The organism is Meiothermus rufus DSM 22234 (assembly GCF_000423425.1).
In the GTDB taxonomy this organism is placed as follows: Bacteria; Deinococcota; Deinococci; order Deinococcales; family Thermaceae; genus Meiothermus; species Meiothermus rufus.
In genome coordinates this window covers 32,256-54,576 of sequence record NZ_AUHY01000004.1, presented here as the reverse complement: position 1 = coordinate 54,576, position 22,321 = coordinate 32,256, and the positions used below count along the sequence as shown (strand labels likewise).

The 22,321-nt window shown below is 64.3% G+C and carries 23 protein-coding genes; 9 read left to right on the top strand and 14 right to left on the bottom strand.

Translation table 11 applies throughout. The annotated features are described in order from the left end of the window. Positions 1-95 precede the first annotated feature (95 nt). From fba to glpX, 7 genes are read right to left on the bottom strand one after another with little or no spacing between them, the layout of a single operon-like run. Positions 96-1,019: a class II fructose-1,6-bisphosphate aldolase gene (gene fba / locus G552_RS0100690; RefSeq protein WP_027881266.1), complete on the bottom strand. Its 924-nt coding sequence runs from the start codon at positions 1,017-1,019 to the stop codon at positions 96-98. Further along, complete coding sequence (gene rpe / locus G552_RS0100685; protein ID WP_027881265.1) at positions 1,000-1,674, bottom strand: ribulose-phosphate 3-epimerase; 675 nt, start codon at positions 1,672-1,674, stop codon at positions 1,000-1,002. The genes fba and rpe overlap by 20 nt, the downstream gene beginning before the upstream one ends. After that, positions 1,667-2,635 carry a phosphoribulokinase gene (locus G552_RS0100680; protein WP_027881264.1) on the bottom strand — a complete coding sequence of 323 codons (969 nt, stop codon included), beginning with the start codon at positions 2,633-2,635 and terminating at the stop codon, positions 1,667-1,669. The genes rpe and G552_RS0100680 overlap by 8 nt, the downstream gene beginning before the upstream one ends. Beyond that, complete coding sequence (gene cbbX, locus G552_RS0100675; RefSeq protein WP_027881263.1) at positions 2,625-3,530, bottom strand: CbbX protein; 906 nt, start codon at positions 3,528-3,530, stop codon at positions 2,625-2,627. The genes G552_RS0100680 and cbbX overlap by 11 nt, the downstream gene beginning before the upstream one ends. Before the next feature lie 9 nt (positions 3,531-3,539). After that, the gene (locus G552_RS0100670; RefSeq protein ID WP_027881262.1) at positions 3,540-3,962 is read right to left on the bottom strand and encodes a ribulose bisphosphate carboxylase small subunit; all 423 of its coding nucleotides are present in this window, start codon (positions 3,960-3,962) and stop codon (positions 3,540-3,542) included. 9 nt (positions 3,963-3,971) lie between these two features. Then, on the bottom strand, positions 3,972-5,414 hold the full coding sequence (locus G552_RS0100665) for a ribulose-bisphosphate carboxylase large subunit (RefSeq protein ID WP_027881261.1): 1,443 nt from the start codon (positions 5,412-5,414) through the stop codon (positions 3,972-3,974). A gap of 10 nt (positions 5,415-5,424) precedes the next feature. Continuing rightward, a complete protein-coding gene (gene glpX, locus G552_RS0100660; protein ID WP_084640341.1) occupies positions 5,425-6,414 on the bottom strand; it encodes a class II fructose-bisphosphatase in 990 nt (329 codons plus the stop codon). Positions 6,415-6,500: 86 nt separating this feature from the next. On the opposite strand from glpX, the gene G552_RS0100655 reads away from it, so the two are divergent. After that, complete coding sequence (locus G552_RS0100655; protein WP_027881259.1) at positions 6,501-7,394, top strand: LysR family transcriptional regulator; 894 nt, start codon at positions 6,501-6,503, stop codon at positions 7,392-7,394. Positions 7,395-7,397: 3 nt separating this feature from the next. Here G552_RS0100655 and G552_RS0100650 read toward each other — a convergent pair whose 3' ends face one another. From G552_RS0100650 to pyrE, 4 genes are all read right to left on the bottom strand, one after another. Continuing rightward, complete coding sequence (locus tag G552_RS0100650; protein WP_027881258.1) at positions 7,398-8,729, bottom strand: DUF3422 family protein; 1,332 nt, start codon at positions 8,727-8,729, stop codon at positions 7,398-7,400. A gap of 30 nt (positions 8,730-8,759) precedes the next feature. Then, entirely contained in the window at positions 8,760-9,794 is a 1,035-nt protein-coding gene (locus G552_RS0100645) for an NAD(P)H-dependent glycerol-3-phosphate dehydrogenase (protein WP_084640340.1), read from the bottom strand. Between the two features lie 15 nt (positions 9,795-9,809). Then, positions 9,810-10,838: a hypothetical protein gene (locus G552_RS0100640; RefSeq protein WP_051195622.1), complete on the bottom strand. Its 1,029-nt coding sequence runs from the start codon at positions 10,836-10,838 to the stop codon at positions 9,810-9,812. Between the two features lie 82 nt (positions 10,839-10,920). Beyond that, positions 10,921-11,472 carry an orotate phosphoribosyltransferase gene (pyrE, locus tag G552_RS0100635; protein WP_027881255.1) on the bottom strand — a complete coding sequence of 184 codons (552 nt, stop codon included), beginning with the start codon at positions 11,470-11,472 and terminating at the stop codon, positions 10,921-10,923. Positions 11,473-11,497: 25 nt separating this feature from the next. On the opposite strand from pyrE, the gene G552_RS0100630 reads away from it, so the two are divergent. Further along, the gene (locus G552_RS0100630; RefSeq protein WP_027881254.1) at positions 11,498-12,247 is read left to right on the top strand and encodes an AAA family ATPase; all 750 of its coding nucleotides are present in this window, start codon (positions 11,498-11,500) and stop codon (positions 12,245-12,247) included. After that, positions 12,225-13,316, top strand: a complete 1,092-nt coding sequence (locus G552_RS0100625; protein WP_027881253.1) for an enolase C-terminal domain-like protein — start codon at positions 12,225-12,227, stop codon at positions 13,314-13,316. The genes G552_RS0100630 and G552_RS0100625 overlap by 23 nt, the downstream gene beginning before the upstream one ends. Positions 13,317-13,438: 122 nt before the next feature. Here the strand turns inward: G552_RS0100625 and G552_RS0100620 are convergent, their stop codons facing one another. Continuing rightward, complete coding sequence (locus G552_RS0100620) at positions 13,439-14,305, bottom strand: GNAT family N-acetyltransferase (RefSeq protein ID WP_027881252.1); 867 nt, start codon at positions 14,303-14,305, stop codon at positions 13,439-13,441. Between the two features lie 82 nt (positions 14,306-14,387). Here G552_RS0100620 and G552_RS0100615 point away from each other — a divergent pair, with 82 nt between their 5' ends. From G552_RS0100615 to rlmN, 4 genes are all read left to right on the top strand, one after another. Next, the gene (locus G552_RS0100615; RefSeq protein WP_027881251.1) at positions 14,388-15,284 is read left to right on the top strand and encodes a diacylglycerol/lipid kinase family protein; all 897 of its coding nucleotides are present in this window, start codon (positions 14,388-14,390) and stop codon (positions 15,282-15,284) included. A gap of 99 nt (positions 15,285-15,383) precedes the next feature. Further along, positions 15,384-17,381 carry a GGDEF domain-containing phosphodiesterase gene (locus G552_RS0100610; protein ID WP_027881250.1) on the top strand — a complete coding sequence of 666 codons (1,998 nt, stop codon included), beginning with the start codon at positions 15,384-15,386 and terminating at the stop codon, positions 17,379-17,381. Positions 17,382-17,407: 26 nt separating this feature from the next. Then, positions 17,408-17,680 carry a hypothetical protein gene (locus tag G552_RS0100605; RefSeq protein WP_027881249.1) on the top strand — a complete coding sequence of 91 codons (273 nt, stop codon included), beginning with the start codon at positions 17,408-17,410 and terminating at the stop codon, positions 17,678-17,680. Positions 17,681-17,708: 28 nt separating this feature from the next. Beyond that, positions 17,709-18,758, top strand: a complete 1,050-nt coding sequence (rlmN, locus tag G552_RS0100600) for a dual-specificity RNA methyltransferase RlmN (protein WP_027881248.1) — start codon at positions 17,709-17,711, stop codon at positions 18,756-18,758. Here rlmN and G552_RS0100595 read toward each other — a convergent pair. Together G552_RS0100595 and G552_RS14500 are read right to left on the bottom strand one after the other, a co-directional pair. Further along, the gene (locus tag G552_RS0100595) at positions 18,736-19,332 is read right to left on the bottom strand and encodes a ferritin-like domain-containing protein (protein ID WP_027881247.1); all 597 of its coding nucleotides are present in this window, start codon (positions 19,330-19,332) and stop codon (positions 18,736-18,738) included. The genes rlmN and G552_RS0100595 overlap by 23 nt on opposite strands. Next, complete coding sequence (locus tag G552_RS14500; RefSeq protein ID WP_051195621.1) at positions 19,329-20,708, bottom strand: HD-GYP domain-containing protein; 1,380 nt, start codon at positions 20,706-20,708, stop codon at positions 19,329-19,331. Before G552_RS14500 ends, G552_RS0100595 begins: the two co-directional genes overlap by 4 nt. Before the next feature lie 151 nt (positions 20,709-20,859). Between G552_RS14500 and G552_RS0100585 the strand changes: the two genes are divergently transcribed. Continuing rightward, a complete protein-coding gene (locus tag G552_RS0100585) occupies positions 20,860-21,351 on the top strand; it encodes an FKBP-type peptidyl-prolyl cis-trans isomerase (protein WP_027881246.1) in 492 nt (163 codons plus the stop codon). A gap of 139 nt (positions 21,352-21,490) precedes the next feature. Continuing rightward, on the top strand, positions 21,491-22,321 hold the full coding sequence (rapZ, locus tag G552_RS0100580; protein ID WP_027881245.1) for an RNase adapter RapZ: 831 nt from the start codon (positions 21,491-21,493) through the stop codon (positions 22,319-22,321).

The following is a 22,321-nucleotide window of genomic DNA, read 5'->3' as shown; positions in this document are numbered from 1 at the left end:
CGCTGCCCCTCTGGGGAGAGAAGAAAGCGGATAAATAGCCCGGTTTTCTGGAGGGCGGAGTCTGGTCTAAGCATCGGAAAGCTCGCCGTTACTCTTCAAGCCCGGCCTGCGGTACCCATTAGCTCGAACTTTTCACGGATAACCTGTTTGAGGTATTCGCGGCCCTTACCCAGGATTTTGCGGGGGTCGAATTCCTTGGGATTGCCCACCACCACCTCGCGGATGCCGGCGGTCATGGCCAGGCGCAGGTCGGTGTCGATGTTAATTTTGGCGATGCCTTGGGGAATGGCCTTGCGTACGTCTTCGTCGTGGATGCCGGTGGGGTCGCCCAGGTCGGCCCCGGTGGCGGCCATCTTGTCCTTGAGCCACTGCGGCACCCCCGAAGAGCCGTGTAGCACTAGGGGGATGGAGACCCGCGCCGCAATTTGCTCGAGGCGGGCGTGGTCGATGTAGGGCCGGCCCTTGCCCTTGTAAGCGCCGTGGCTGGTGCCGATGGCGATGGCCAGGTAGTCGATACCGGTTTCAGCGACAAACCGCTCGGCTTCTTCAGGATCGGTGAGGAAGGCTTCGGCGGCAGAGACCTGGATGTTGTCCTCAATGCCTTGCAACCGTCCCAGTTCGGCCTCCACGCTCACCCCCACCGCATGGGCGGCTTCTACGCATTTGCGGGTTTCGGCTACGTTTTCCTCGAAGGGGTGGTGCGAAGCGTCGATCATCACGCTGGTAAAGCCAGCCCGCAGGGCTTGCAAAACCATCTTGTAGTCGGCCCCGTGATCGAGGTGCAGCACTACCGGTACGCGCACCCGGCTGGCCATATCCTGCACCAGGTTAGAGAGGTTTTCCAGACCGGCGTACTTGCGGGCCCCGTCCGAGACCTGGATAAAAACCGGAGCACGCATCTCCTCGGCGGTCTCGAGGATGGCCTGGGTGATCTCGAGGTTGTTGGTGTTGAAGCTGGGCACGGCGTAGCCTTCGCGCCGGGCCTTATTCAAAACATCTTTACCGAGAACCAGCGGCATACACTTCTCCTAGCAGTTGTTTCATATTTTCCGCCACAGGCTGGCTGTTGAACAAAGCACTTCCTGCCACCACCACATCGGCCCCGGCCCGGAAAACCTCGGCCACGTTTTCCGGTTTGATGCCTCCATCTACCTCGATTAAGCAGGCCGGGTTGAGCTGGTTGCGCAGGCGGGCTAGGCGGCGGATACGCTCGGTGCTATGGGCGATGTATTTCTGTCCACCAAAGCCGGGGTTCACGCTCATCACCAGGGCTAGGTCTAGCTCGGGCAGTAGCGGCGCGAAGGCCTCCAGGGGGGTGGCGGGGTTGAGGGCCAGGCCTGCTTTTTTGCCTAGCTCCTTGATTTGCTGCACCGCCCGGTGGGCATGGGGGGTGGCCTCGAAGTGCACGCTAATCCAGTCCGCCCCGGCCTGGGCAAAATCCTTTAGGTACCGCTCGGGCTCTACAATCATTAGGTGCACGTCCAGGGGAAGCTGGGTGACCCGGCGGATGGCCTCCACTACCACCGGGCCGAAGGTCAGGTTGGGCACAAAGCGCCCATCCATCACGTCTAAGTGAATCCAGTCTACCCCCGCCTCTTCGGCCTCGCGAATCTGCTCACCTAGGCGGGCAAAGTCGGCGGTGAGGATGGAAGGGGCGATCAGCAGTTCAGGCATAGCTTAGGGCTCCCTGGCGGATGGCGTGCTCGCGCATATGTACCAGATAATACGCGATGATGAGTTGGGTCAGGGCCAGGGGGTAGCTCTGTCCGCCTTTGTCCCAGAAAGTGCCGATGACCTCGGGGTTGAAATGTTCGGCATGGGAGCCGAGCTGCTCCCAGATGAGCCGCTCGAAGACCGCCGCCCGTTCGGGGTTGAGCCCTCCAGAGATGTCCAGTACATCCCCTTCCTTGCGGGCCTCGAGGCGAAGCACGGTCGGCTCGTCCTCGTAGGCCGAGTGCAACACCTCGGTCAGGTCGAGCCGGGGCAGGCTGCGCTTAAGGGTAATGCGTACCGAGAGGGTGCTGGGCCTCTCGGGGTCGTAGCCGGGGGGGCGGTAGAAACGCACGATGATGTCGGCAAACTCTTTTTGTGGCCAGATATAGGCCTTGGAGTCGGGCATGCGTCGCTCGATGTCGGCTACCACCTGCTCCGGGGTATAGCCCCGCTTAGCCACGTCGCGTTTAATTTTCCACTCCCGCCGCAGCTCTTCCTCGGGCTCGATGTAGACCTTGAGGTGATAGCGCTCGCGCATGGCCGGGCGGCTCAGGGTGAGCAGGCCCTCCAGCACGACTGCCCGCGGGATGAGCCGCTCCCCGTCGGTGATGGCCCGGGGCGCGGGCACATAGACCGGAGGGTCGAAGGTACCGGTGCTGTGGTTGTAGACCGGTTTGAGGATGGCCTCGCCCATGGCCAAGAGCCGCACGTGCTGCTCCATGATGTCCATGTAGTTGCACTCCGGGTTGAGCGGGGTGATGCCCAGCTCGGCCCGCTGCTTGCGGTCGAACTTGTGGTAGTCGTCCACACAGATATTGGTGGTGCGCTCCTGCCCCAGCAGGCGGGCGATGCCGCTGCTGATGGTGGTTTTGCCTACCCCAGAGTCTCCCGCAATGCCCAGCATAAAAGGTCTATGGGGCATGCTCTCCTCCTTCCTCCTGGCACTCGGCAAAGACCCGGCTGGCCAGGATGTCCTCAGCGGTGATGCGACGTAGGTCGTCCGCGGTCACCTGACCGCCCTGCTCGAAAAGCCGCCGGGCTTGGCGCAGCTTGAAGCGGTCGATGGCGTTGCGGATGCTGCGGGCGTTGGCAAAGTTGGGCAGGCGCATACGGCACGCTACGTAGCGCCGAAAGGCCTCTGTGGCGGCTTGGTCTAGGTAGTAGTTCTGAGCGGCAAGCATCAGGTGGCCGATCTGCTCGAGCTCCTCGGGGCCATAGTCGGGAAACTCGATGTGGTGGGCAATACGTGAGCGCATTCCAGGGTTGAGGCTGAAGAACTGTTCCATCTTGTCCTTGTAGCCCGCCAGGATGACCACCAGGTCTTCCCGTTGGTTTTCCATCACTTGGAGAAGAATCTCGATGGTCTCCTGGCCGTAGTCGCGCTCATTCTCCGCCCGGTAGAGGCTGTAGGCCTCGTCGATGAACAAGACCCCCCCCATGGCCCGCTTCAAAACCTCTTTGGTTTTGGGTGCGGTGTGGCCGATGTACTGGCCGACCAGGTCGTCGCGGCTGGCCACCACCATGTGGTCGCGGCGGATGTAGCCCAACCGGTGCAGGATGGTGGCCATGCGCAGCCCCACCGTGGTCTTACCGGTGCCGGGGTTGCCCACGAAAGCCATGTGCAGCACCGGTCGGGTGGCCTCGAGGCCCAGCTCCCGCCGCAGTTTGTCCACCACCAAGAAGGCGGCAATCTCGCGGATGCGACCCTTGACCGGGGCCAGGCCCACCAGCTCCCGATCCAGGTGCTCCAAAACCTCGGGCACCCCGGTCTCTTGCAGCAGGGCTTGCAGGTTGGCACTGTCCACGGCCTGGGTCATGGGTTCCTCCTAGCGGTAGCGTTCGCCCTCGGGCCGGTCGGTGGCGTAGGCCTCGAGGCCATACTTCTGCACCCGCCCATCGCTCCAAACCGTGCGCTTCAGGCGGAAACCGGGCTCCTCTTTGGGCCGGTGGGCAATGAAGCTCACCCGCTGGGCCTGCCACATGGGGCTAGGGTCGTAACCGTTGATCTTGATGTAGTGGTTGGGGAAGGCCTCCCGGCACTTGCGGAACTCGTACATGGCCCCCGCAGCGTCCTTGAGGTCGAACATGGGCAGGCCCCACATGTTCCAGTAGACGTTGTAGGGGTTGGGGTCGTCGGTGTACTCGATGGAGACGGCCCAGCCATTGCGCAGGATGTACTCGATCTGCTTTTCGATCTGCTCGTCGGTGAAGTCGGGCAGGAAGGAGAAGGTTCCTTGGTGAATCCGCATGTCTTCCTCCTAGAAGCTGGGAGTGGGCAGCACGTCGGGGGTGTCGGTGGAGGTGAAGTCGAAGGTTACGTCCTTCCATATCTCCAGCGCGCTGGCCAGGGCGGGGGAGTGCTTGGCGGCCTGGCGCAGAATCTCCGGTCCTTCGGCCAGGATGTCGCGGCCTTCGTTGCGGGCCTGTACCATGGCCTCCAGCGCCACCCGGTTGGCCGTGGCCCCGGCAGCGATGCCCATGGGGTGGCCAATGGTACCCCCGCCGAACTGCAGCACCACATCGTCGCCCAGAAGGTGCAGGAGCTGGTGCATCTGCCCAGCGTGAATCCCTCCCGAGGCCACCGGCATCACCCCGGGTAGATAGGCCCAGTCCTGATCGAAGTAGATGCCCTTGACCCAGTCCTCTTTGTTGTACTGGTCGCGCAGAATGGCGTAGTAGCCCTGGGTCAGGTTGGGGTCGCCCTCGAGCTTGCCCACGATGGTGCCCGCGTGGATGTGATCCACCCCCAGCATCCGCATCCACTTGGCCAGTACCCGGAAGTTGATCCCGTGGCTCTTCTGGCGGGTGAAGGTGGCGTGGGAAGCCCGGTGCAGGTGCAGGAGCATCCCGTTGCTGCGGCACCAGTTGGAAAGGGTTTGCAGGGCGGTATAGCCCATGGTGAGGTCAGCCATGATGATGATGGCCCCGATCTCCTTGGCGAACGCCGCCCGCTCGAGGACATCGTCCATGGTGGCCGCGGTGACGTTGTGGTAGTGCCCCTTGCGCTCGCCTGAGACCTGCTCAGCCCGGAAGACCGCTTCCTGGGAGTAGAGAAAGCGGTCGCGCCAGCGCATGAAGGCCTGGGAGTTGATGTTTTCGTCGTCCTTGGTGAAGTCTAACCCGCCAGCTAAGGCCTCGTAGACCACCCGGCCATAGTTGCGCCCGGAAAGCCCCAGCTTGGGCTTGACCGTGGCCCCCAGGATGGGCCGGCCATACTTGTTGAGCATGTCCCGCTCCACCGGGATGCCATGGGGGGCCCCCTTGAAGGTTTTGAGGTAGGCCACCGGTACCCGCAGATCCTCCAGGCGCAGGGCCTTGAGGGCCTTGAAGCCAAAGACGTTCCCGATGATGGAGGAGGTCATGTTGGCGATGGATCCCTCCTCGAACAAGGCCAGGTCGTAGGCAATCCAGGCGAAGACCTGCTCTGGGTTGCCCGGCACTGGCTCCACCCGGTAGGCCTTGGCCTGGTAGCGGTCCAGGTAGGTCAGCCGGTCAGTCCAGACCACCGTCCAGGTGGCGGTGCTGGACTCCCCCGCTACTGCTGCCGCGGCTTCTTCCGGGGCCACCCCCGGCTGGGGGGTGATGCGGAACAGCGCGATGGTATCGGTGTCCTTGGGCACGTAGTCGGGGTTGTAGTACCCCATCTCGCGGTACTCCACCACGCCGCCCTTTTTGTACTTGGCCGATTTATCCTGTACCATACTGCCTCCTTTAGTAAAGATCGCCGCTGATCGCGCGCAGCTTGCTGAGGTGGTGGTGTGACTCGATGTAGCGTAGGGTACGGGTGTGCCCCCGGATGACCAGGCTGTGGGTGATGGCATATTCGCCTCGGTAGCGCACCCCACGCAAGAACTGACCATCGGTGATCCCGGTGGCGGCGAAGTGGGTGTCCTCCGCCGGGCAGAGTTCGTCTAGGGTGTAGACCCGTTGGGTGCTGTACTCGCTGTTCACCAGGGCCCAGCGCTCTTCCTCGCTCTGGGGGTCGAGGCGCATCTGCATTCCCCCGCCCAAAGCCTTGACCGCTACGGCGGCGATCACCCCCTCGGGCGTGCCCCCGGTGCCCATTAGCACGTCGATACCGGTATCGGGCAATACCGCCGCCAAGGCCCCGCCCACATCGCCATCGGTGTGCAGGCTGGCCCGGGCCCCGGCGTAGCGAATCTGATCGATGAGCCGGGCGTGACGGGGCTTATCCAGCACGAAGACCGTCAGTTCGCGTACCCGCTTGCCCAAAGCCTTGGCGATGGCTCGTAGGTTTTCCTCCGGGCTGGCCGAGAGGTCGATGGCCTCTTTGGCCTGGGGGCCTACCACCAGCTTGGCCGCATAAAAGCCGGGGCCGGGGTTGAACAACCCTCCTTTTTCGGCGGCAGCAATCACGCTGATGGCCCCAGGCCGCCCGTGGGCCACCAGCCGGGTGCCCTCGATGGGGTCCACCGCCAGCTCGGTCTCGGGGCCTTCCCCGCTCCCCAGCTCCTCGCCGTTGTAGAGCATGGGGGCCTGGTCCTTCTCGCCCTCCCCGATGACCACCCGGGCCTTCATGGGGATGGTCGAGAGCAAAAGGCGCATGGCATCGACAGCGGCCTGGTCGCCCTCGTTCTTGTTGCCCAGCCCCACCCAGCGGGCTGCGGCCAAGGCCGCGGCCTCGGTGCTGCGCAGCAGGTCCAGCGACAGGTTGCGCGTGGGGCGTTCGATAGCCAGCATCTCTCACCTCCTCCGAGTGGCCTCAGGGTAGGCTCTTGTGATTTTTAGCGCAAGTTTGATTATGCTTTTTTTGATAAAATCTACTTATGAATGAGCGCCGCCCTTTCCCCAACCCCCAGGCCCTACGGGTGTTTTTGTGCATTGTGCAGGAAGGCAGTGTAGGACGGGCTGCCCTCAGCCTGGGCATGACCCAACCGGGGGTGAGCCAGCACTTGAGGGCCTTAGAGGAGCAGATCGGCCATCCGTTGTTCCACCGCCAGGGGCGCCGGCTGGTCTTGAGCAAAACCGGCCAGGCCCTATTGCCGGAGGCCCGGCGGGCAGTGCAGGCCCTGGAGGAGTTCATGCAGGCCGCCCAGGCCATCGAGCGGCTGGAGCGGGGGAGGGTAGAGCTGGGTGCGGCCACGACCATGGCGGTCTATGTGCTGCCCCGCTACCTGACCGCGTTTAAGCAGCAGCACCCCGAGATTCGGGTGCGGCTGGAAAGCGGCAGCTCGGAGCGCCTGGCGCAGCGGCTTTGGCAGGGGGAGCTCGAGCTTGCGATTATCGAGCAGATAGAGCAGTTTCCCGGCTTTGAGCGCCAGCTTTTCTTCGAGGATGAGCTGGTGGTGATCGTGCCGCCAGATCACCCCTGGGCCCGCTACGAGGAGATAGAGCCGCAACGTTTGGCCGAGGCCCCCCTCATCCTGCGCGAACCCGGGGCCATGACCTACCGGGTGATGGGGGCAGCCCTCGAGCAGGCCGGGCTGCAGATCAACCCCGTCTTCCACACCGACAACCACGAGGTGACCAAGCGACTGGTGTTGGAAGGGGCTGGGGTGGGCATTGTCTCCAGCGTGGTGGTGCGCCCCAATCTGCGGGTGGGTAATCTGCGGGCCTTGCGGATAAAGGGGATGGAGCTGCGGCGCTTGTTCTGGCTGGTCTACCCAGAGCAGCTGGGTAACCCCGCCGCTGAAGTGCTCAAGGAGATGCTGGCCTCATAGGCTTCAAGAACCTTTGGAAGGTTCGCCGTAGCGGCTGAAAAGCTGGTGGTGGATGCGCCGCGAGACCCACCACACCCCTGCGATAACCCCAGGGATGGCCAGGCCGGCGGCTAGCTCGGGGGCAATGGGCAGGCCCGCCTCCTTGCCGGCTTTGAAAAGGTAGTACAGCAGGCCCACCACGTAGTAGGAGATAGCGGCGATGGACAGGCCCTCCACGGTGCGCTGGAGCTGGTACTGCAGGATTTGTCCGCGGTGCAGCCGGGCTAAAAGCTCTTGGTTCTGGGTTTCCAGGGCGATGTCCACCCGGGTGCGCAGCAGGGCCCCGGCCCGCTCGATGCGCTGCGAAAGGGCCAGCAGGCGGCTGGCGGTGGATTCTATAGTGGCCATGGCCGGGCTGAAGCGGCGCTGCAGGAACTCGCCTAGGGTCTGGGTGCCGGGGATGGGGGTCTCGCGCAGCTCGGCCAGCCGGGCCCTGACCAGGGCATGGTAGGCCGCGCTGGCGCTGAAGCGGTAGCTGTGTTCGGCGATGGCGTGTTCGACCTGGGCGGCCAGGGCCTCGAGCGCCTCGAGCAGCTCGGCGTCGGCCCGGTCAGCCTCACGCAGGCGGGCCGTAATCTGGGCCAGGGTTTGCTCCCAGCCCAAAAGCCTTTCCCGCAGGGCCCGGGCCACCGGGAAGCCCAGCAGGGCCATCATGCGGTAGGCTTCGATTTCCAGCAGGCGGGCGGCAATTCGACCGGCGCGGGTCTCGCTGGTGCCAGGGGGCGCGACCACCACCATCCGCTCAAAACCGCTTGGGCGCAGGCGAAAATCGGTCACCACGCAGCTATGCCCACCCCGGCCCATCACCGAGGCCACCACCGGCCCCGGCCCCAGCCAGGGACGGGCCAGCTCCAAGGCTTCTTCAACCGCCCCGTGGAGCATGACCAGCTCGAGGGCGGCTAGGGTGTGGCCAGGGATGTGGCGGAGCCAGTCGGCCCCCACCACCAGATGCTCCTGGGGGTCGGTTTCCGGGGCGGGTAGGGACTGCATCAGGGTATAGGTGCTGAACTCGGTGTGCCGTTCCCAGCGCAAGGAGCCTCCGGACAGCCGCAGGCGCAGATAGGTGCCGGCGAGCTGGTCGAGCTCGAGCTCCCCCAGGCCGGAGAGCCGGCGGAGGTGCTCGAGTTCGGCCTCGCGCGAAACTCCCTGGTGACGCACAGCCAGGTGAACTACCAAGGCGGGTAGGCGGATGCGGGGGGTGGGCCGGGCGTGAAGCTCGTTGTGCAGCTGCACGCGCAAGGGGTCGTCGGGAGGCAAAAGACCCACCTCGCGGTTTTCCGTAGCCGAGCGGGCCATCCCTCCTATACCTCCCACCCCTATTATGCCCTACTCTGGCTTGGCCTCCCGCCCCATCAGCCGGGAAAGCTCTTCCAGGGGGTTGGCTCCTTGGTAGGCCACCCGGTAGACCGCCTCGGTAATAGGCAGGTCAGCCCCGGTTTCCAGATCCCAATGATGCAGAGCCTTAGCGGTGTAGATACCCTCCACCACGCTTTTTTGCTCCAAAATCCCCTCCAAGCGCTCGCCTCGCACCAGCCGTTCGCCTGCGCTGCGGTTGCGCGAGAGGGGGCTATAGGCGGTGGCCATCAGATCGCCCAGGCCGGAGAGGCCCATAAAGGTTCGCTCGCGGGCTCCTTGGGCCAGGCCGAACTTGATGATTTCCCGCAGCCCCCGGGTGATGAGGGAGGCCTTGGCGTTGTCGCCTAGCCTCAGGCCATCCACCATGCCGGCGGCCAGGGCCATCACGTTTTTGAGGGCCCCGCCCAGTTCCACTCCTACCACGTCGCTCGAGGTGTATACCCGGAAGCTGGGCCCGCTGAAGACCTGCTGCACCGCCTGGGCTAACCCGGCATCGGACGAGGCCACGACCGCAGCCGCAGGCAGAAAGCGCGCGATCTCCTCGGCTAGGTTGGGCCCCGAGAGCACCGCTAGGCGCGAGACCCCGGTGGTTTCCTGGATAACCTGGCTCATGCGCAAAAGCTGGTGGTCGCTGTAGTGCAAGCCCTTGGTGGCCGAGACGTAGGCCCGGGCTTTGGGCAGGGTAGCCAAGGTTTGGCCTAGGGCCTTGGAAGGCACCGCCACCACCGCGAAGCGGGCCCGGGCCAGGGCCTCTTCGGCATCGGCAGTGGGGTGGAGGGAGGGAGGAAAGGGAACGCCGGGGAGGTACTCGAGGTTCTGCCGGGCTTCCTGCATGGCGGCAGCCTGCTCGGCCCGGCGGGCCCAAAGGTAAACCGGAATTCCCCTAGCGGCGGCCAGTAGGGCCAAAGCGGTGCCCCAGGCCCCTGCACCTATGACCGCGATGGGGCCCTGGGTCTCGGGCTGGGCTTCGGGCTGGGGCCGGGAAAGGGTGAGGGATTGGGGCATAAGGTGTGGCTTGGCTCAGGGGCGCATCAGCACCAGGATGGAGAAGGCTTCGTACCAGGCTCCCAGCAGCAGGAAAAAGGCCCCCAGGTAGACGGTAAGGGCTAAGGCCCGCAGCCCGGCCCGGTAGCCTTCGGCCCGCAGGGTTTTGAGTAGCAGCACCAGGCCTCCGAAGGTGGCCAGGATGTAGGCTTGCAGCTCGATGACCACGGTAGGCAGGTGCAGTAAGTAGTTGGCCAGGGGCAGGGCTACTGGGCTTAGGGCAAAGCCCAGCACAAAATAGCGCAGCGCATTGAAGAGCAGGGCGGGTAGGCCCAAAAGGAGCCCCGGTACCGCGGTGGTCAACACCAGGCCATTGGTGAAGTTCCAGTAGAAGATCACCACCGCTAAGCCCAGCACCCCCCCACTCAGGGCGCCGCCCAGCCCGATTTGCTGCAGAGCACCGCCGACTACTTCTTGCATGAGCTGGACCAGACGGGGATTGGTGTAGGCCACGGCGCTTCCTAGGGCGAACAGCCCATACAGCCCCAGGTTAACGCCCAGATAAAGGCCCCGGTACTGCTGCACTAAGGCCCAGCCCTCGCGCCACCACTCCGCCAGCCGGCTGGGCCGACGCAGGGCCACCAGCCAGGCCAGGGAAAGCCCAACAAACACCGCCCAGGCAAAGGGGCTTTTGAGCCAGCCGGGCAGCAGCCCCCCCTCCGGTACGAAGCCGATGCGGGTGATCTCGCTCCCGCGGATCACCACCTGCACATCGCCCCCCCGGCCCGCTGCGGTGGCGGGGAAACGCACCACCACGCCCCCGCTGATGGGGGTTTCCTCGGGGGCTTCCAGGTTCACGGCCAGGTCGCGCGGGGGTGGGGCGAAGGCCAGGCTTTGCTCGAGCAGGCGGATGGCCTCTTCGGGGGGTTTGCCGATGGCCTGGGCGGGGTCTGTAGTGTATTTTCCGGCCTGCCAGTCCACGACGGCTTGACGGGCCAGCTCGAGGGGGCCCTGGGCCACGGCCAGGCCCAGTGCCAGCGAGCAAAACAGGGTGAGTAGGCGCATATACCTCACAAACACTCTAGCCTGCTTGAAGGCCAGCATCTAGCCCTATGCCCACCCTGACCGAGGCCAGGGTGGGGTGGTATCAGACTTCCTGCAAGGGCAGGCCGCGCTGGCACAGCGGGCACGAGGCGGGGGCATAGGTAGGGAAGTCGAGCTGGGCTAGGGCCCGGAAGGGCACCCCAAACTCGCTGCGTCCACCGCTACGATCCACGATGGCCCCCACCGCCAGGCAATGGGCCCCCTTGGCCTGGGCGGCCTGGATGGTCTTCTGCACCGAGCCCCCGGTAGTCACCACATCCTCTACGGCCAGGAAACGCTCGCCAGGGTGAACGCTCAGCCCTTCGCGGATGTACATTCCTCCTTGGCCGTCCTTTTCGGCGAACAGGGCCCGTACCCCCAGGGCCTTGGCCGTCACGAAGGCCAGCACCACTCCGCCCATGGCCGGCCCGATGACGAAATCGAGTTTTAGCTCCTCGAACAAATTGCCCAAAGCCTGGCCTACCGCTTCGGCGTAGAAGGGGTGCTGCAGCAGGGTGACCGACTGTAAAAACCTGGGCGAGTGCCGCCCCGAGCGCAGAAGGAAATGCCCTTCCAGCAGGGCTCCGGTTTCCTGGTAGAGCTTCAGAACATCCACAGCCTTCATGCTACTCTAAGGGTCGATGAGCGCTGCTTTGTTGTTTCTTCCGGGCGAGGCCCGGCCCCTGGGGGCTCGCCCTTTGACCGAACAGCCGCTGCTGGTCTTGGTAGGGCTTACCGGAGTGGGCAAAAGCAGCCTGATAGGGGCCTTGGGGTACCCCACCCTGCCTGACCGGCGCGAGCTGGTAGACCGCTTTGTGCTGCCGCGCTATGGCTATGTTCCCGGCCAGCCCTTAGACCGCAGCCAGCGCTTCGCCCTTACCCGGCGCTTTCGCCAGGAGCACCCCGGGGGGGTGGCGGAGATTCTGGCCCAAAGCTGGGTGGAACCGCGCTGGCCTTTGTTGTTCGATGGCCTGCGGGGAGAAGCCGAGGTGGCCTATGCCCTACAGCACCTGCCGCAGAGCTACTTTGTGGTGCTCGAGGCCCGCGACATCACCCGGCTTTCCCGCCTGCTGGGCCGGGGCGATACCTTCGACCGAGCCGAGGTGCGCCCCGAGGAGCAGGCGGCACTTCAGGCCTTGGCCCAGGGGGTGCTGAGCCCAGCAGAACTGGCCGAGGCCCTGGCCTGGGGGTGGGCCCACGGGGAGCTGGCGGCCAAACTCAAGATTGTGGCCGAAGAGCGTAAAAACTACGACCCTGCAGGGGCCCGGCGGGTTTTGCAGGGTTCACCGCGGGCTTTATTTTTGGACACCGAGGCCCTGAGCCTGGCCGAGGAGGTCGCCGCCGTGCGCGACTGGCTGGAGGAGCGCCATGCCCTACATCCGTCGCATTAGCGCCCGGCCTTTCCGCCTGCCACTGCGCGGCAGCCTGCGCTGGGGAGCAGCCTCGGAGATCTCGGCCTTAGAACACGTACTGCTCGAGGTCGAACTTTCCGACGGGGCGTTGGGCCGGGCCGAGGTGCCCCCCCGCCCCACCATTTACGGCGAAACCATAGGCACGGTGCAGGCCGCTTTGGACTACCTAACCCCTCGGCTGCTGGGCCTGGAGGCCGAGGACACCGAGGCCGTGCACAAGGTTTTTCGCCAGTTCCCTAACCACCTCACCCTCAAAGGGGGGCTGGACATCGCCTTGTGGGAGGCCCGGGCCAGAAGCCGGGGGCAAGAGCTTTGGCAGCTTTGGCCGCCCCACCACCCTAGGGTGCGGGTCAGCTACATCCTGGGGATTGCCGAGGAGGCTGAGATGCTGGCCGATGCCCAGGTGGCCTACCAGGCTGGGGTACGGGTCTTCAAGGTAAAGGTAGGGCGCGATCTATCGGGCGACCTGAAGCGGCTTTCTGCCCTGAAAGCCCGCTTTCCCGAGGTAGCCCTTTATGCTGATGCCAACGAGACCCTCTCCCCCCAGGAGGCCGAGGCCTACCTGCGCCGCTGGGCCGAGGCCGGTCTGTTGTACGTGGAAGAGCCTCTGCCCATCGCCGAGGTACTGGCCCGTCAAAAGCTGTGCCGGGCGGGTATTCTACCCCTTATTGCTGACGACTCGGCGTTTACCCTGGGCGATTTGTGGCGGGAAATCCAGCTTCGGACCTTCGACGTGCTCAACATCAAGCCAGCCCGCAGTGGCTATACCCAGAGCCTGAAGATGCTGGCTCTGGCCCGCCAGGAGGGCAAGCGGGTAATGGTGGGCTCGCAGGCCTTATCCAGCTTTGGGGCCTTTCAAAGCGCCCTTTTGGCCTTCCAGGAAGGGGTGACGGAGCCCTGTGAGCTGGCCTTCCACCTCAAGGCAGAGGGGGGGTTTTGCGCTTTCCCTCCCCTCAAAGACGGCTGGCTCTACTGGGAGGACCTGCAGTCCTGCGGCTTCGACCCCCAGGCTTTTGCGGCCTATGCCCTAGGCCTCACCGCGCCATGACCGCCTGAGTGTTTCCAAGGGGGTGTGCTCCTATACAGTTACAGTTCACTACTGGGTTCCCGAAGTAGCAGTGGACAACCTCAAAGTTCGCCAGACCTAGGGAGGAAGGCCAAGCGCTGGGGCTACAGCTCGAGGGCGTAGGTCACCACCGCGCTCTCCTGGCGGAAGCCCAAGCGCTGGTAAAGCGCCTGGGCCGCTTTTTCGTGGTCGTGTGCCCGAACCTGAAGGCTCTGGATCTGCGGGTAGCTAAAAGCCCGCTCCGCCGCGGCCCCCAGCAGGGCCCGGCCCACCCCCCGCCCCCGCGCCTCCGGCACCACCCCGATGTAGGCAATCTCGGCTTTGCTGTCGTCAAGTTCAAGCTCGGCCAGGCCCACCGGTTTTTCATTGTCGGTGTGGTAAGCCATGAAAAGCTCTACCTCACCGCCCAGGAAGTGCTGGCGCAGCTCCTCGTCGGTCCAGGATAAGCGCAGGCTCCAGCCATCCTCGGCCCGGCTGTATAGCTCGCGGTAAACCTGGGGGTCACAGGGCTCCGCCAGCCGGATGCTAAAGCCTGCGGGGGTGGGGTAGGCCAGGTTGGTGCGGCCAATGGTGTAAAAGTAGGTGGTGTGCTCCGCCGAGAACCCAGCGCCCTCGAGCAGCCTTTTTAGGGCTAGGTTGCGCGCCTCGGGGAAGGCATAGAGGGTGGGGTAGCCTTTCTGGCGGGCCTTGCGCACCAGGTGGGCCAGCAGGGCCTGGCCATCGCCGCCGCGCACGATGGGCCCCTCGAGGGCTGCCCCTTCCCAGAAAGACACCAAGGCCCCGTAGCCCTGAACCCGGCCCTGTTCCAGCCAGACCCAGGCCCGCTCCCCCTCGCCGGCCAGCAGCTCCCACCATAGTCCCTCGGGGGTGCGGGCTTCCGGGGCCAGAGCCTGGCGGGAGGGGTCCTCATCCATCCAAGCCAGCAGCTCGGCGAGCTGTGAGAGGTGGCTTTGGGCTAAGGGCCGGTTCACCTAAACCTCCAACCAACGGCGTTCCGCTTTGTGAGGTATTGTAAACCCAATCGCAGTTTTTGCTACAATCTTGGCACACACAATGCAAGCCACCGTACTCTTCATCATCAATCCGGCGGCAGGACGGGGGCGGGTAGGCCAGATGCGCGATCGCCTCGAGGCGGCCATCCGGCAACAGGCCCAAGGCCAGCCCTTCCAGATAGCCCTGACCCAGGCCCCCGGCCACGCTACCACCCTGGCCCACCAGGCCCCCCCAGGCAGCCGGGTGGTGGCCGTTGGGGGCGATGGCACCGTGCACGAGGTGGTGCGGGGGCTGGCCGGCTCCGACAAGGCTTTGGGGGTAGTGCCTATTGGTAGCGGCAACGACTTTGCCCGCATGCTGGGCCTACATCGCCTGGGCCTCGAGGCCGCTTTGCGTACCGCTTTCCAGGGGCGGGTCGGCTCGGTCGACCTGGGTCTGGTCAACGACCAGCCCTACGGGGCTAGCCTGGGCATCGGCTTCGACGCAGCGGTGGCCCGCAAGGCCCTAGAGGCCCCCTCCTTTCTGCGGGGTATGCCGCGTTACCTCTACTCCCTCTTTGCCGTGCTCAAGGAGCTAGAGCTGCCCCGGCTCGAGCTGGTGCAAAAGGGCCAGACCCTCTACCAGGGCCCCGCCTTGCTGGTGGCCCTGATGAACGGCCCGACCTATGGGGGAGGCATTCCCATTGTGCCCGATGCGCTGCCTGCCGATGGGCTGCTCTCGGTGGCGGTGGCCGGGGCCTTCAGCCGACTGGGGGTGGTGGGCATTCTGCCCCGGCTTTTGGCAGGCTGGCACGTGGGCCATCCCCGGGTGCGCTTCTTTCAAGGGGATAGCTTCGAGGTTCGCTTCGACCGGCCCATACCGGCCCATGCCGACGGTGAACTCCTCGAGCCTGCCCGGGAATACAGGGTGGGCCTGCGGCCCGGGGGGCTACGGGTGGTTCAGGGCCAGATGGCCTGAGGTGTTACGGTGATATATAACCAGATGCGCCATACCTCCCCTTGGTAGAGTTGGATAACGAAAGGCCTCGAGCCGCTTATGAAAGGAATGGGCATTTCGGTGAACGAACTGGGTTGGAAGCTATTCGCGCCGCTTTCCATTGAAGGGTCCACCCTCCTGATCGAGCACCAGGAGCTGCCCTCCGGTGTGGCCATTCGCCTGGGTGGGGCCGGGGGAGTGGTTTTGAAGCCCCAGGAAGCCCAGGAGCTTTTGCTTAACCTGCTCACCGGCGAGTCGTGGGTGAGCAGCCGGTTGGTCTGGGCGGCTCCTCGGCTGCACATTGGCCAGCGGGGCTACAACCTGAACGAGCGAGCCAAGCTGGCTCTAATCGAGACCCTGCAGTCGCTCTTGGTGGAGTCTCAGGGGGTGGCTGTCAACCCCATGCCCAAGGAGACCTGGCAGCGCTCCTTGCTCGAGCTGAGTCAGCGTCACTTCGATAGCGTGGAGGAGGCCCTGCCCCAGCTGGGAGAGCTAATTTTATCCCTGGGTTTCAAGGGTATCTGCCTGTGGCTGCGCGATAGCAACGAACGCACCCTGAAGTGGGTGGGGCAGTACCCCGAAGCCACCCCTCCCGAGGACCTTACCCCCGAGCGCTGCCCGGTCTACTTCCAGGTACTCGAGCATAACCTGCTTATTGCTGCCGAGGATGCCCGGCAGGATGCCCGTCTGACCGAACTGCGCGAGTTGCTTTTGAGCCGAGGTCTGGGAGCTGTTATGCAGGTGGTTTTGCATGGCGAGGGGGGTCTACGCGGGGTGCTGTGGTTGGAAAACCGCGAGCCACGCCAGTGGAGCCCCGCCGACGAAACCCTAGCCTTGGCCGTAGTCCAGGTTATCGAGCGTATCCTGCGCCCGCTTAAGGACGAGCTGCGCATCGTGCAGCCCGCCGAACGCCGCTCGTTGGCCGTCAAGCGCAGTGAGTTTGAGCTTAACCTGGCCCAAGCCCTTTCCCTAGCCCAGCGCCACGGGCGCTCGCTGGCCCTATTGCGTATCCGCATCGAGGGCATGAACCGAGCCCAGACCGAGCAAGCCGCCCGCGAGATTGCCTATACCCTGCGCCAGAGTGACTCGCTGGCTTACCTGGGTGAACAGGGCTTTGCCTTGCTGCTTTCCGAGGTGCGCTGGACTGCCGGGGCCAGCCGGGTGGCCCACCGCCTTTTGAGCCGCTTGCGGGCCGCTTTGTCTGGGTTGAAGGTGGGGATTGGCATTGCCTTGTTCCCTCAAGATGCCACTACCGCCGAGGGATTGTGGAACCAGGCCGAACAGGCCTGTACCAAGGCCCTCGAGGCTGGCGGCGGTATCCGGTTGCTGACCCCAGGTGCTTCCGAGCTACAAGAGGCCCTGGCGCAAAATGGTCTGACCCTGCACTTCCAACCGCTTTTCAACCTGGGCGACCTCGAGCTTGTGGCGGTAGAGGCCCTAGTCCGCTGGCCTAAGCCCAAGGGGCTGCACCCGGCGGAGGAGTTTTTGCCCCTGGCCGAGCAGGTGGGTCTGATGAGCGCCCAGGATCGCTGGACACTTGAGCGCGTACTCGAGCAGGCCGCACTGTGGAAGCCTTCTGGGGTCAATGCGCGTTTCAGCGTGAACATCTCCTCCGAAACCCTGCTTGATCCCAACTTTCCCATACTCTTGCAGGAGATGCTCTCGGCTAGGCGGTTGCCGCCGGATGTCCTTGTTCTCGAGCTGCGAGAGGAAGCCATTCTGGCCGACCTCGAGGCCACCAGCCGTAGCCTGGAAATCCTCAAACACCTGGGGGTTGCCTTGGCCCTTGACAACTTCGGCACCAACCCCCTTCCCCTCACCCACTTGCGGCGCATTCCTTTGGACTGGATCAAACTCAGCCCCACCCTTTCCAGCGCGGAAAACGCTCCTGTGGCCAAAGCAGCTATCGAGATGGTACACGCAGTGGGGGCCAAGGCTGTGGCCAAGGGTCTGGAGGAGCAGTCCCAACTCAGCCGTATGAAGGAGCTAGGGGCTGATTATGGCCAGGGGCATATCCTGGGCTGGCCGGTGCCTGCCGAAGATCTAGGGGCTTTGTTGGTCTGGGGCATCGGCACCTGAGGCCCCTACCTGCTACCATACAAGCCATGACCGAGGGGGCTTTGCTGCTGTTGCGGCTTTTGCTGTGGGTATTGCCTGGGTTGCTGGCGTTCCTGGCGGTGCGCGCTTTTCTGGCTGGGCGCAGCCGTGTGGGGCTGGGCTTGCTATTGGGGGGGGTGCTGGCGGCCCTTCTGGTCAAGCCTTTCCCAGTGGGCCTGGCCTTTGCCCTGATCGGTGGGCTGGCCGGGTTGGGTGGGGGGCGTAACCCCCGCTACGCCCAGGAGTTGCGCCAACGCCTCGAGGAGTGGCAGAAACGCTGAAGGCCCGCAGAGGCTATACTGAAGTGCTATGACCTCCAGGAACAAAACCCCGCTGCTTTCCCTGCCCATTGAAGCCCTGCCGGGCCAGGGCTACCGGCAGCGCCAGTTGGCCGAGTGGCTTTACGGCAAAGGGGCGCGGCAGTGGGAGGCCATGACCGACCTGCCCAAGGGCTGGCGGGCCGAGCTGGCCGAACAGTACCGCCTAGGCGAGTTCGCCCAGGTGCAGGCTTTCCCCAGCCGGGATGGCTCGGTGAAATACCTCTACACCCTCCTGGATGGCCAGCGTACCGAGGCCGTCTACATGCCCTACCCTAACCGCAAGACCCTGTGCATTTCCAGCATGGTGGGCTGCCCAGCAGGCTGCACCTTCTGTGCCACGGGCCGGATGGGCTTCGGGCGCAACCTGACCACAGCGGAAATCCTCGACCAGGTGTTGTTTGTGGCTTACCACCAGGGCCACGCCCCCCGCGAGATTCGCAACCTGGTGCTGATGGGCATGGGTGAGCCTTTACTCAATGTGGACAACGTCTTTGCCGCCCTGGAGCGCATGCTGCACCCCCAGGGGCTGGCCTTGAGCCCCCGCCGCGTCACCCTGTCCACGGTGGGTATTCCCCGGGGCATCTACCGCCTGGCCGAGTCGGGCCTAGGGGTGCGCCTGGCCCTCTCGCTACACGCCCCCGACGACGAAACCCGCCAAAAAATCATCCCCACTGCTCACCGCTACAGCCTTGCTGAGATTATGGAAGCGGTGCGGCACTACTACGCCCAGACCAAGCGCCGGGTTACGCTGGAATACACCCTGCTCAAAGGGCTCAACGACCACGAATGGCAGGCCCGGGCCTTGGCCCAGCACTTTAAGGGGCTTAGCGTGCACGTCAACCTGATTCCCTGGAACCCCTGGGAAGGCGCCCCCCACCAAGGTAGCCCCCGGGCCCAGGTATTGCGTTTTGCCGCTTTGCTGGAACAGCAGGGCATCCCCACCTCGGTGCGCTGGAGCCGGGGGCGCGATGTGGGGGCGGCCTGTGGGCAGCTTGCCTTGGCCCAGCCTGGCGGGGCTACCGCGGTAGGAAGGGGGTGAGCGCGGCCCGGGCCTGATCGGGCGAGAGCGCTTGCTCAAACTCGCGGTCGTTGGCTGCCCGCACCCCGGTCACAGTCGGGTCGCGGAAGGCAAGCCGGGCTTCGCGGATCAGCACCCGGTGGCCGGCCTCTACCCCCAAGATCGAGCCCGCCACCGCCACCAAGGATTTATCCCTGAGCAAAGGCAAGGCCCCTAGGTAAGCCCCCACGAAGGCCTCCTCCAGGGTGTTCAGTAGCCGCAGCAGCAGGAGGGGGTTTTCGAACGCTCCTTGGTTGAAGGTGAATTTAGGCTCATCGGGCACCCGGCCCTCCAGGGCGCGGATGGCCTTGGCGATAGCCTTCACGTGCTCCGCCTCCTGCCGTAAGGCCTGTTCCAGGTAGGTTTTGAGGGGGCCGGTAAAGTGTCTGGCCGCGACGGCTTTGTTGTAGGCGGCGGTAGCCAGTTGCTCGGCGGTGAGGGCCAGACTCAGGATAGCGAGGTCGCCGGGTTCGTTGGCCTGGGTCAGCCCGCTTAGGGTGATTCCACCTAATCCCAGCAGCTTTAGGAAGGCGCGGCGTGATTCTTTAGTGCTCATGTTTTCTTAGCCTCCTTTGACCTAGAGTCCTCTGTGGTGGAACCCCAGCCGATCTCCAACCATTCCTCCGGCGGGATACGCAGGAAGGCGGAGACCACCTTTGGGTCGAACTGCCGCCCGGACTGGGAGAGGATTTCCGCCCGGGCTTCGGCGTCTGAGCGGGCCTTAGTGTAAGGGCGGTTCGAGGTCATGGCGTCATAGGTGTCACACAAGCTGAAGATGCGTGCGAGCAAGGGAATTTCTTCCCCCCGTAGGCCATCTGGGTAGCCGGTTCCATCCCAACGCTCGTGGTGGTGGCGCACCACCTGGCGGGCTTGTTCCAAAAATGCGATGCCGCTCAGGATAGCATCTCCTAGCTCCACGTGGGAGCGCATCTGGCGTAGCTCCTGCTCGTTGAGCTTGCTGGGCTTGAGCAGCACGGCATCGGGCACCCCGATCTTGCCCACGTCGTGCAGCAGCGCGCCATGTCGCAGGACTGCCAGGGCCTCCTCGCTAAGCCCTAGTTCCCTACCCAGGCGCAGCGCGTAGCGGGCCACCCGCTCGGTGTGGTCGGCAGTTTCGTTGTCGCGAGAATCCAAGGCGTTAGAGAGGGCCCGTAGTAGGTCATCGTAGCTTTGTTCTAGGGCTTCCAATAAGGCCTCGAGCTTGCGGTTCTTGTCCTCGAGCTTGCGGCTTGAGCGCAGGTATACCCCCCGTAGCGCTAGGAAGAGTACCAGAGCTACCAAGCTTGAACCCAGCACCGTGGCCATCTCGATGCGGCGCACGGCGGCCCACTCTGGGCGCAGGTCGCGCTCGATCGACACCAGCCCCTCGATCTGGTGGGGATCGCTTTGGCTGCGGATGGAAAACCATAGCTTCACCCGCTGGTTCTTGGCCTGGATTATCGGGCCGCGCTGGATGACCTGGTGCAGATACTCGAGTTCGACTCCGCTGGCGCGTTGGCCCTCTCGCTCTCGTTGGTAGGCATAGGTAATCTGGCCATTTGGTGTATAAAAGGTGGCATCGGTGATGTTGTAGAGGTCGAAGTGCAGCCGCACGATGGCGTGTAGGGCGTCACCCGAAAGCAGGCTGCCATAGGGATCGCTGGTAGGTTCAGAGGCCGGGGGGTGAGCGGCATGGTTCGACTCGGTTGGGTGGCTTCCGGTTACCGAGGGGTCAAACAGGTTGGGCAAGATCAGGTGAAGATGTTTTTCCACAGCCGCCTCGGTTACCTCGGCTGTGTTGCTGACCAGGAAGCGACCAATCATGCTATTGATGCAGGCGACCAGACCCAGAGCCGCAAGCCCGATCCACAATCCCAGGCTGACCAGGAAGCGCCGGTAGGGGGTCAGGCCAGCCCATCCACCGGGGGTCGAGGGTAGCGCCAGAGGTTTCATTTGCCCCTGAGGATAGCAACCCTCGCCGCCTCCACAGGTACATTTGCCGCAGCCCCGGGCCCTTTCCTTCTGCCAAACCAGCCCTGGATGGGCTTTCTTGGGCGTAACGGCGCGGTGGGTCTGCGTCAGGGTCTGTACAATGGGCGGCGGTATGAGGCGAAACCTTCTTCTTGTTGTGGTGGCGGTACTGGCCTTGCTAGGGGTGGGGGCGTACTGGCTCTTGGCACAGCGCCAGGGGGGCCAGACGGCAGGGGCTGGCAGCAGCCTATGCAACAACCCGCCCGCGCCGGCGAGGGGCCTAACCAACGAGAGTATCGCGGCCTTGCGCCTCGAGGACCTCAAGGAAGGCAGCGGCCCTCAAGCCATTACTTCAAATACGGTGCGGGTCCACTATATCGGGCGGCTGGTCAACGGCCAGCAGTTCGACACCTCTTGCCAGCCGGGCCGCACCCCCTTTGCGTTCACCTTGGGGGCGGGCCAGGTCATCCCTGGTTGGGACTCGGGTATCGTGGGTATGCGCGTAGGGGGTCAGCGCCGCCTGTACATTCCGGCCTCTTTGGCCTACGGTGAGCGTAGCCCCAGCCCCAGCATCCCGCCCAACTCGGCCCTTATCTTTGACGTGGAGCTATTAGAGATTCACTAGCCTGTCTGGCGCAAAGCGGGGGCATTGTCCAGGGGTATGCTGTCGCAAAACCATAGCCCCACAAGAGGATGGTAACCCGCTCGGTTGAACCCGGGTGTTTTTTTGTGGTGGGTATACTGGGAAGCGGGTTTGAGTAGCCATGCGGTTTGTAGTGCTTAGCGGACAGAGCGGGGCTGGCCTGACCTCGGCCCGCATGGCCCTGGAGGATCTGGGCTACTTTTCCGTAGACAACCTGCCTCCCCAACTCTGGAGCGAGCTGTTGCGCACGGTGGAGCAGCAAGGCATTCACAAGGTGGTGGTGGTGATAGATATCCGCGCCGGTGCGCTGTTGGGCGAGGTGGAGGTGGTGCTTTTGGCCCTTAGGCCCTTCATCATCTACCTCGAGGCCAAAACCGATGTCTTGCTCAAGCGCTACAACCTCTCCCGCCGGCTACACCCCTTGGGCATGGGCAACCTGCTGCGTGATATCGAGCAGGAGCGGCTGGCCCTGGCCCCCTTGCGCGACCGGGCCGATCTGGTGATCGACACCTCTGAACGCACCCCGCGCCAGCTCAAGGAGGCCCTCGAGGCTGCTTTGGGCGAGGAGGAGAGCTTTTTGTTGCGCCTGTTCTCCTTTGGCTTCAAGTGGGGGCCGCCCCAGGACGCTGATTTGGTTTTGGACGTGCGGGCTTTGCCCAACCCCCACTACGACCCACGGTTCAAGGCCCGCCCCGGTACCGACCCCGAGGTGGCCGCCTACGTTTTTTCGGATAAAAACCAGGAGCCCTTGTACAGAAGCCTGCTGGCCACCATCGGCCTTTCCGCGGAAGCAGCCCGCCAGAGCGGGCGGGCGGCTTATACCGTGGCTATTGGCTGTACCGGCGGGCAGCATCGCAGTGTGGCGGTGGCTGAGCGGCTGGCCCAGGAGCTTTCCAGCCGCTTTCGGGTAGAGCTCGAGCACCGCGATCTGGAAAAAGCCATGGTGCTCTGA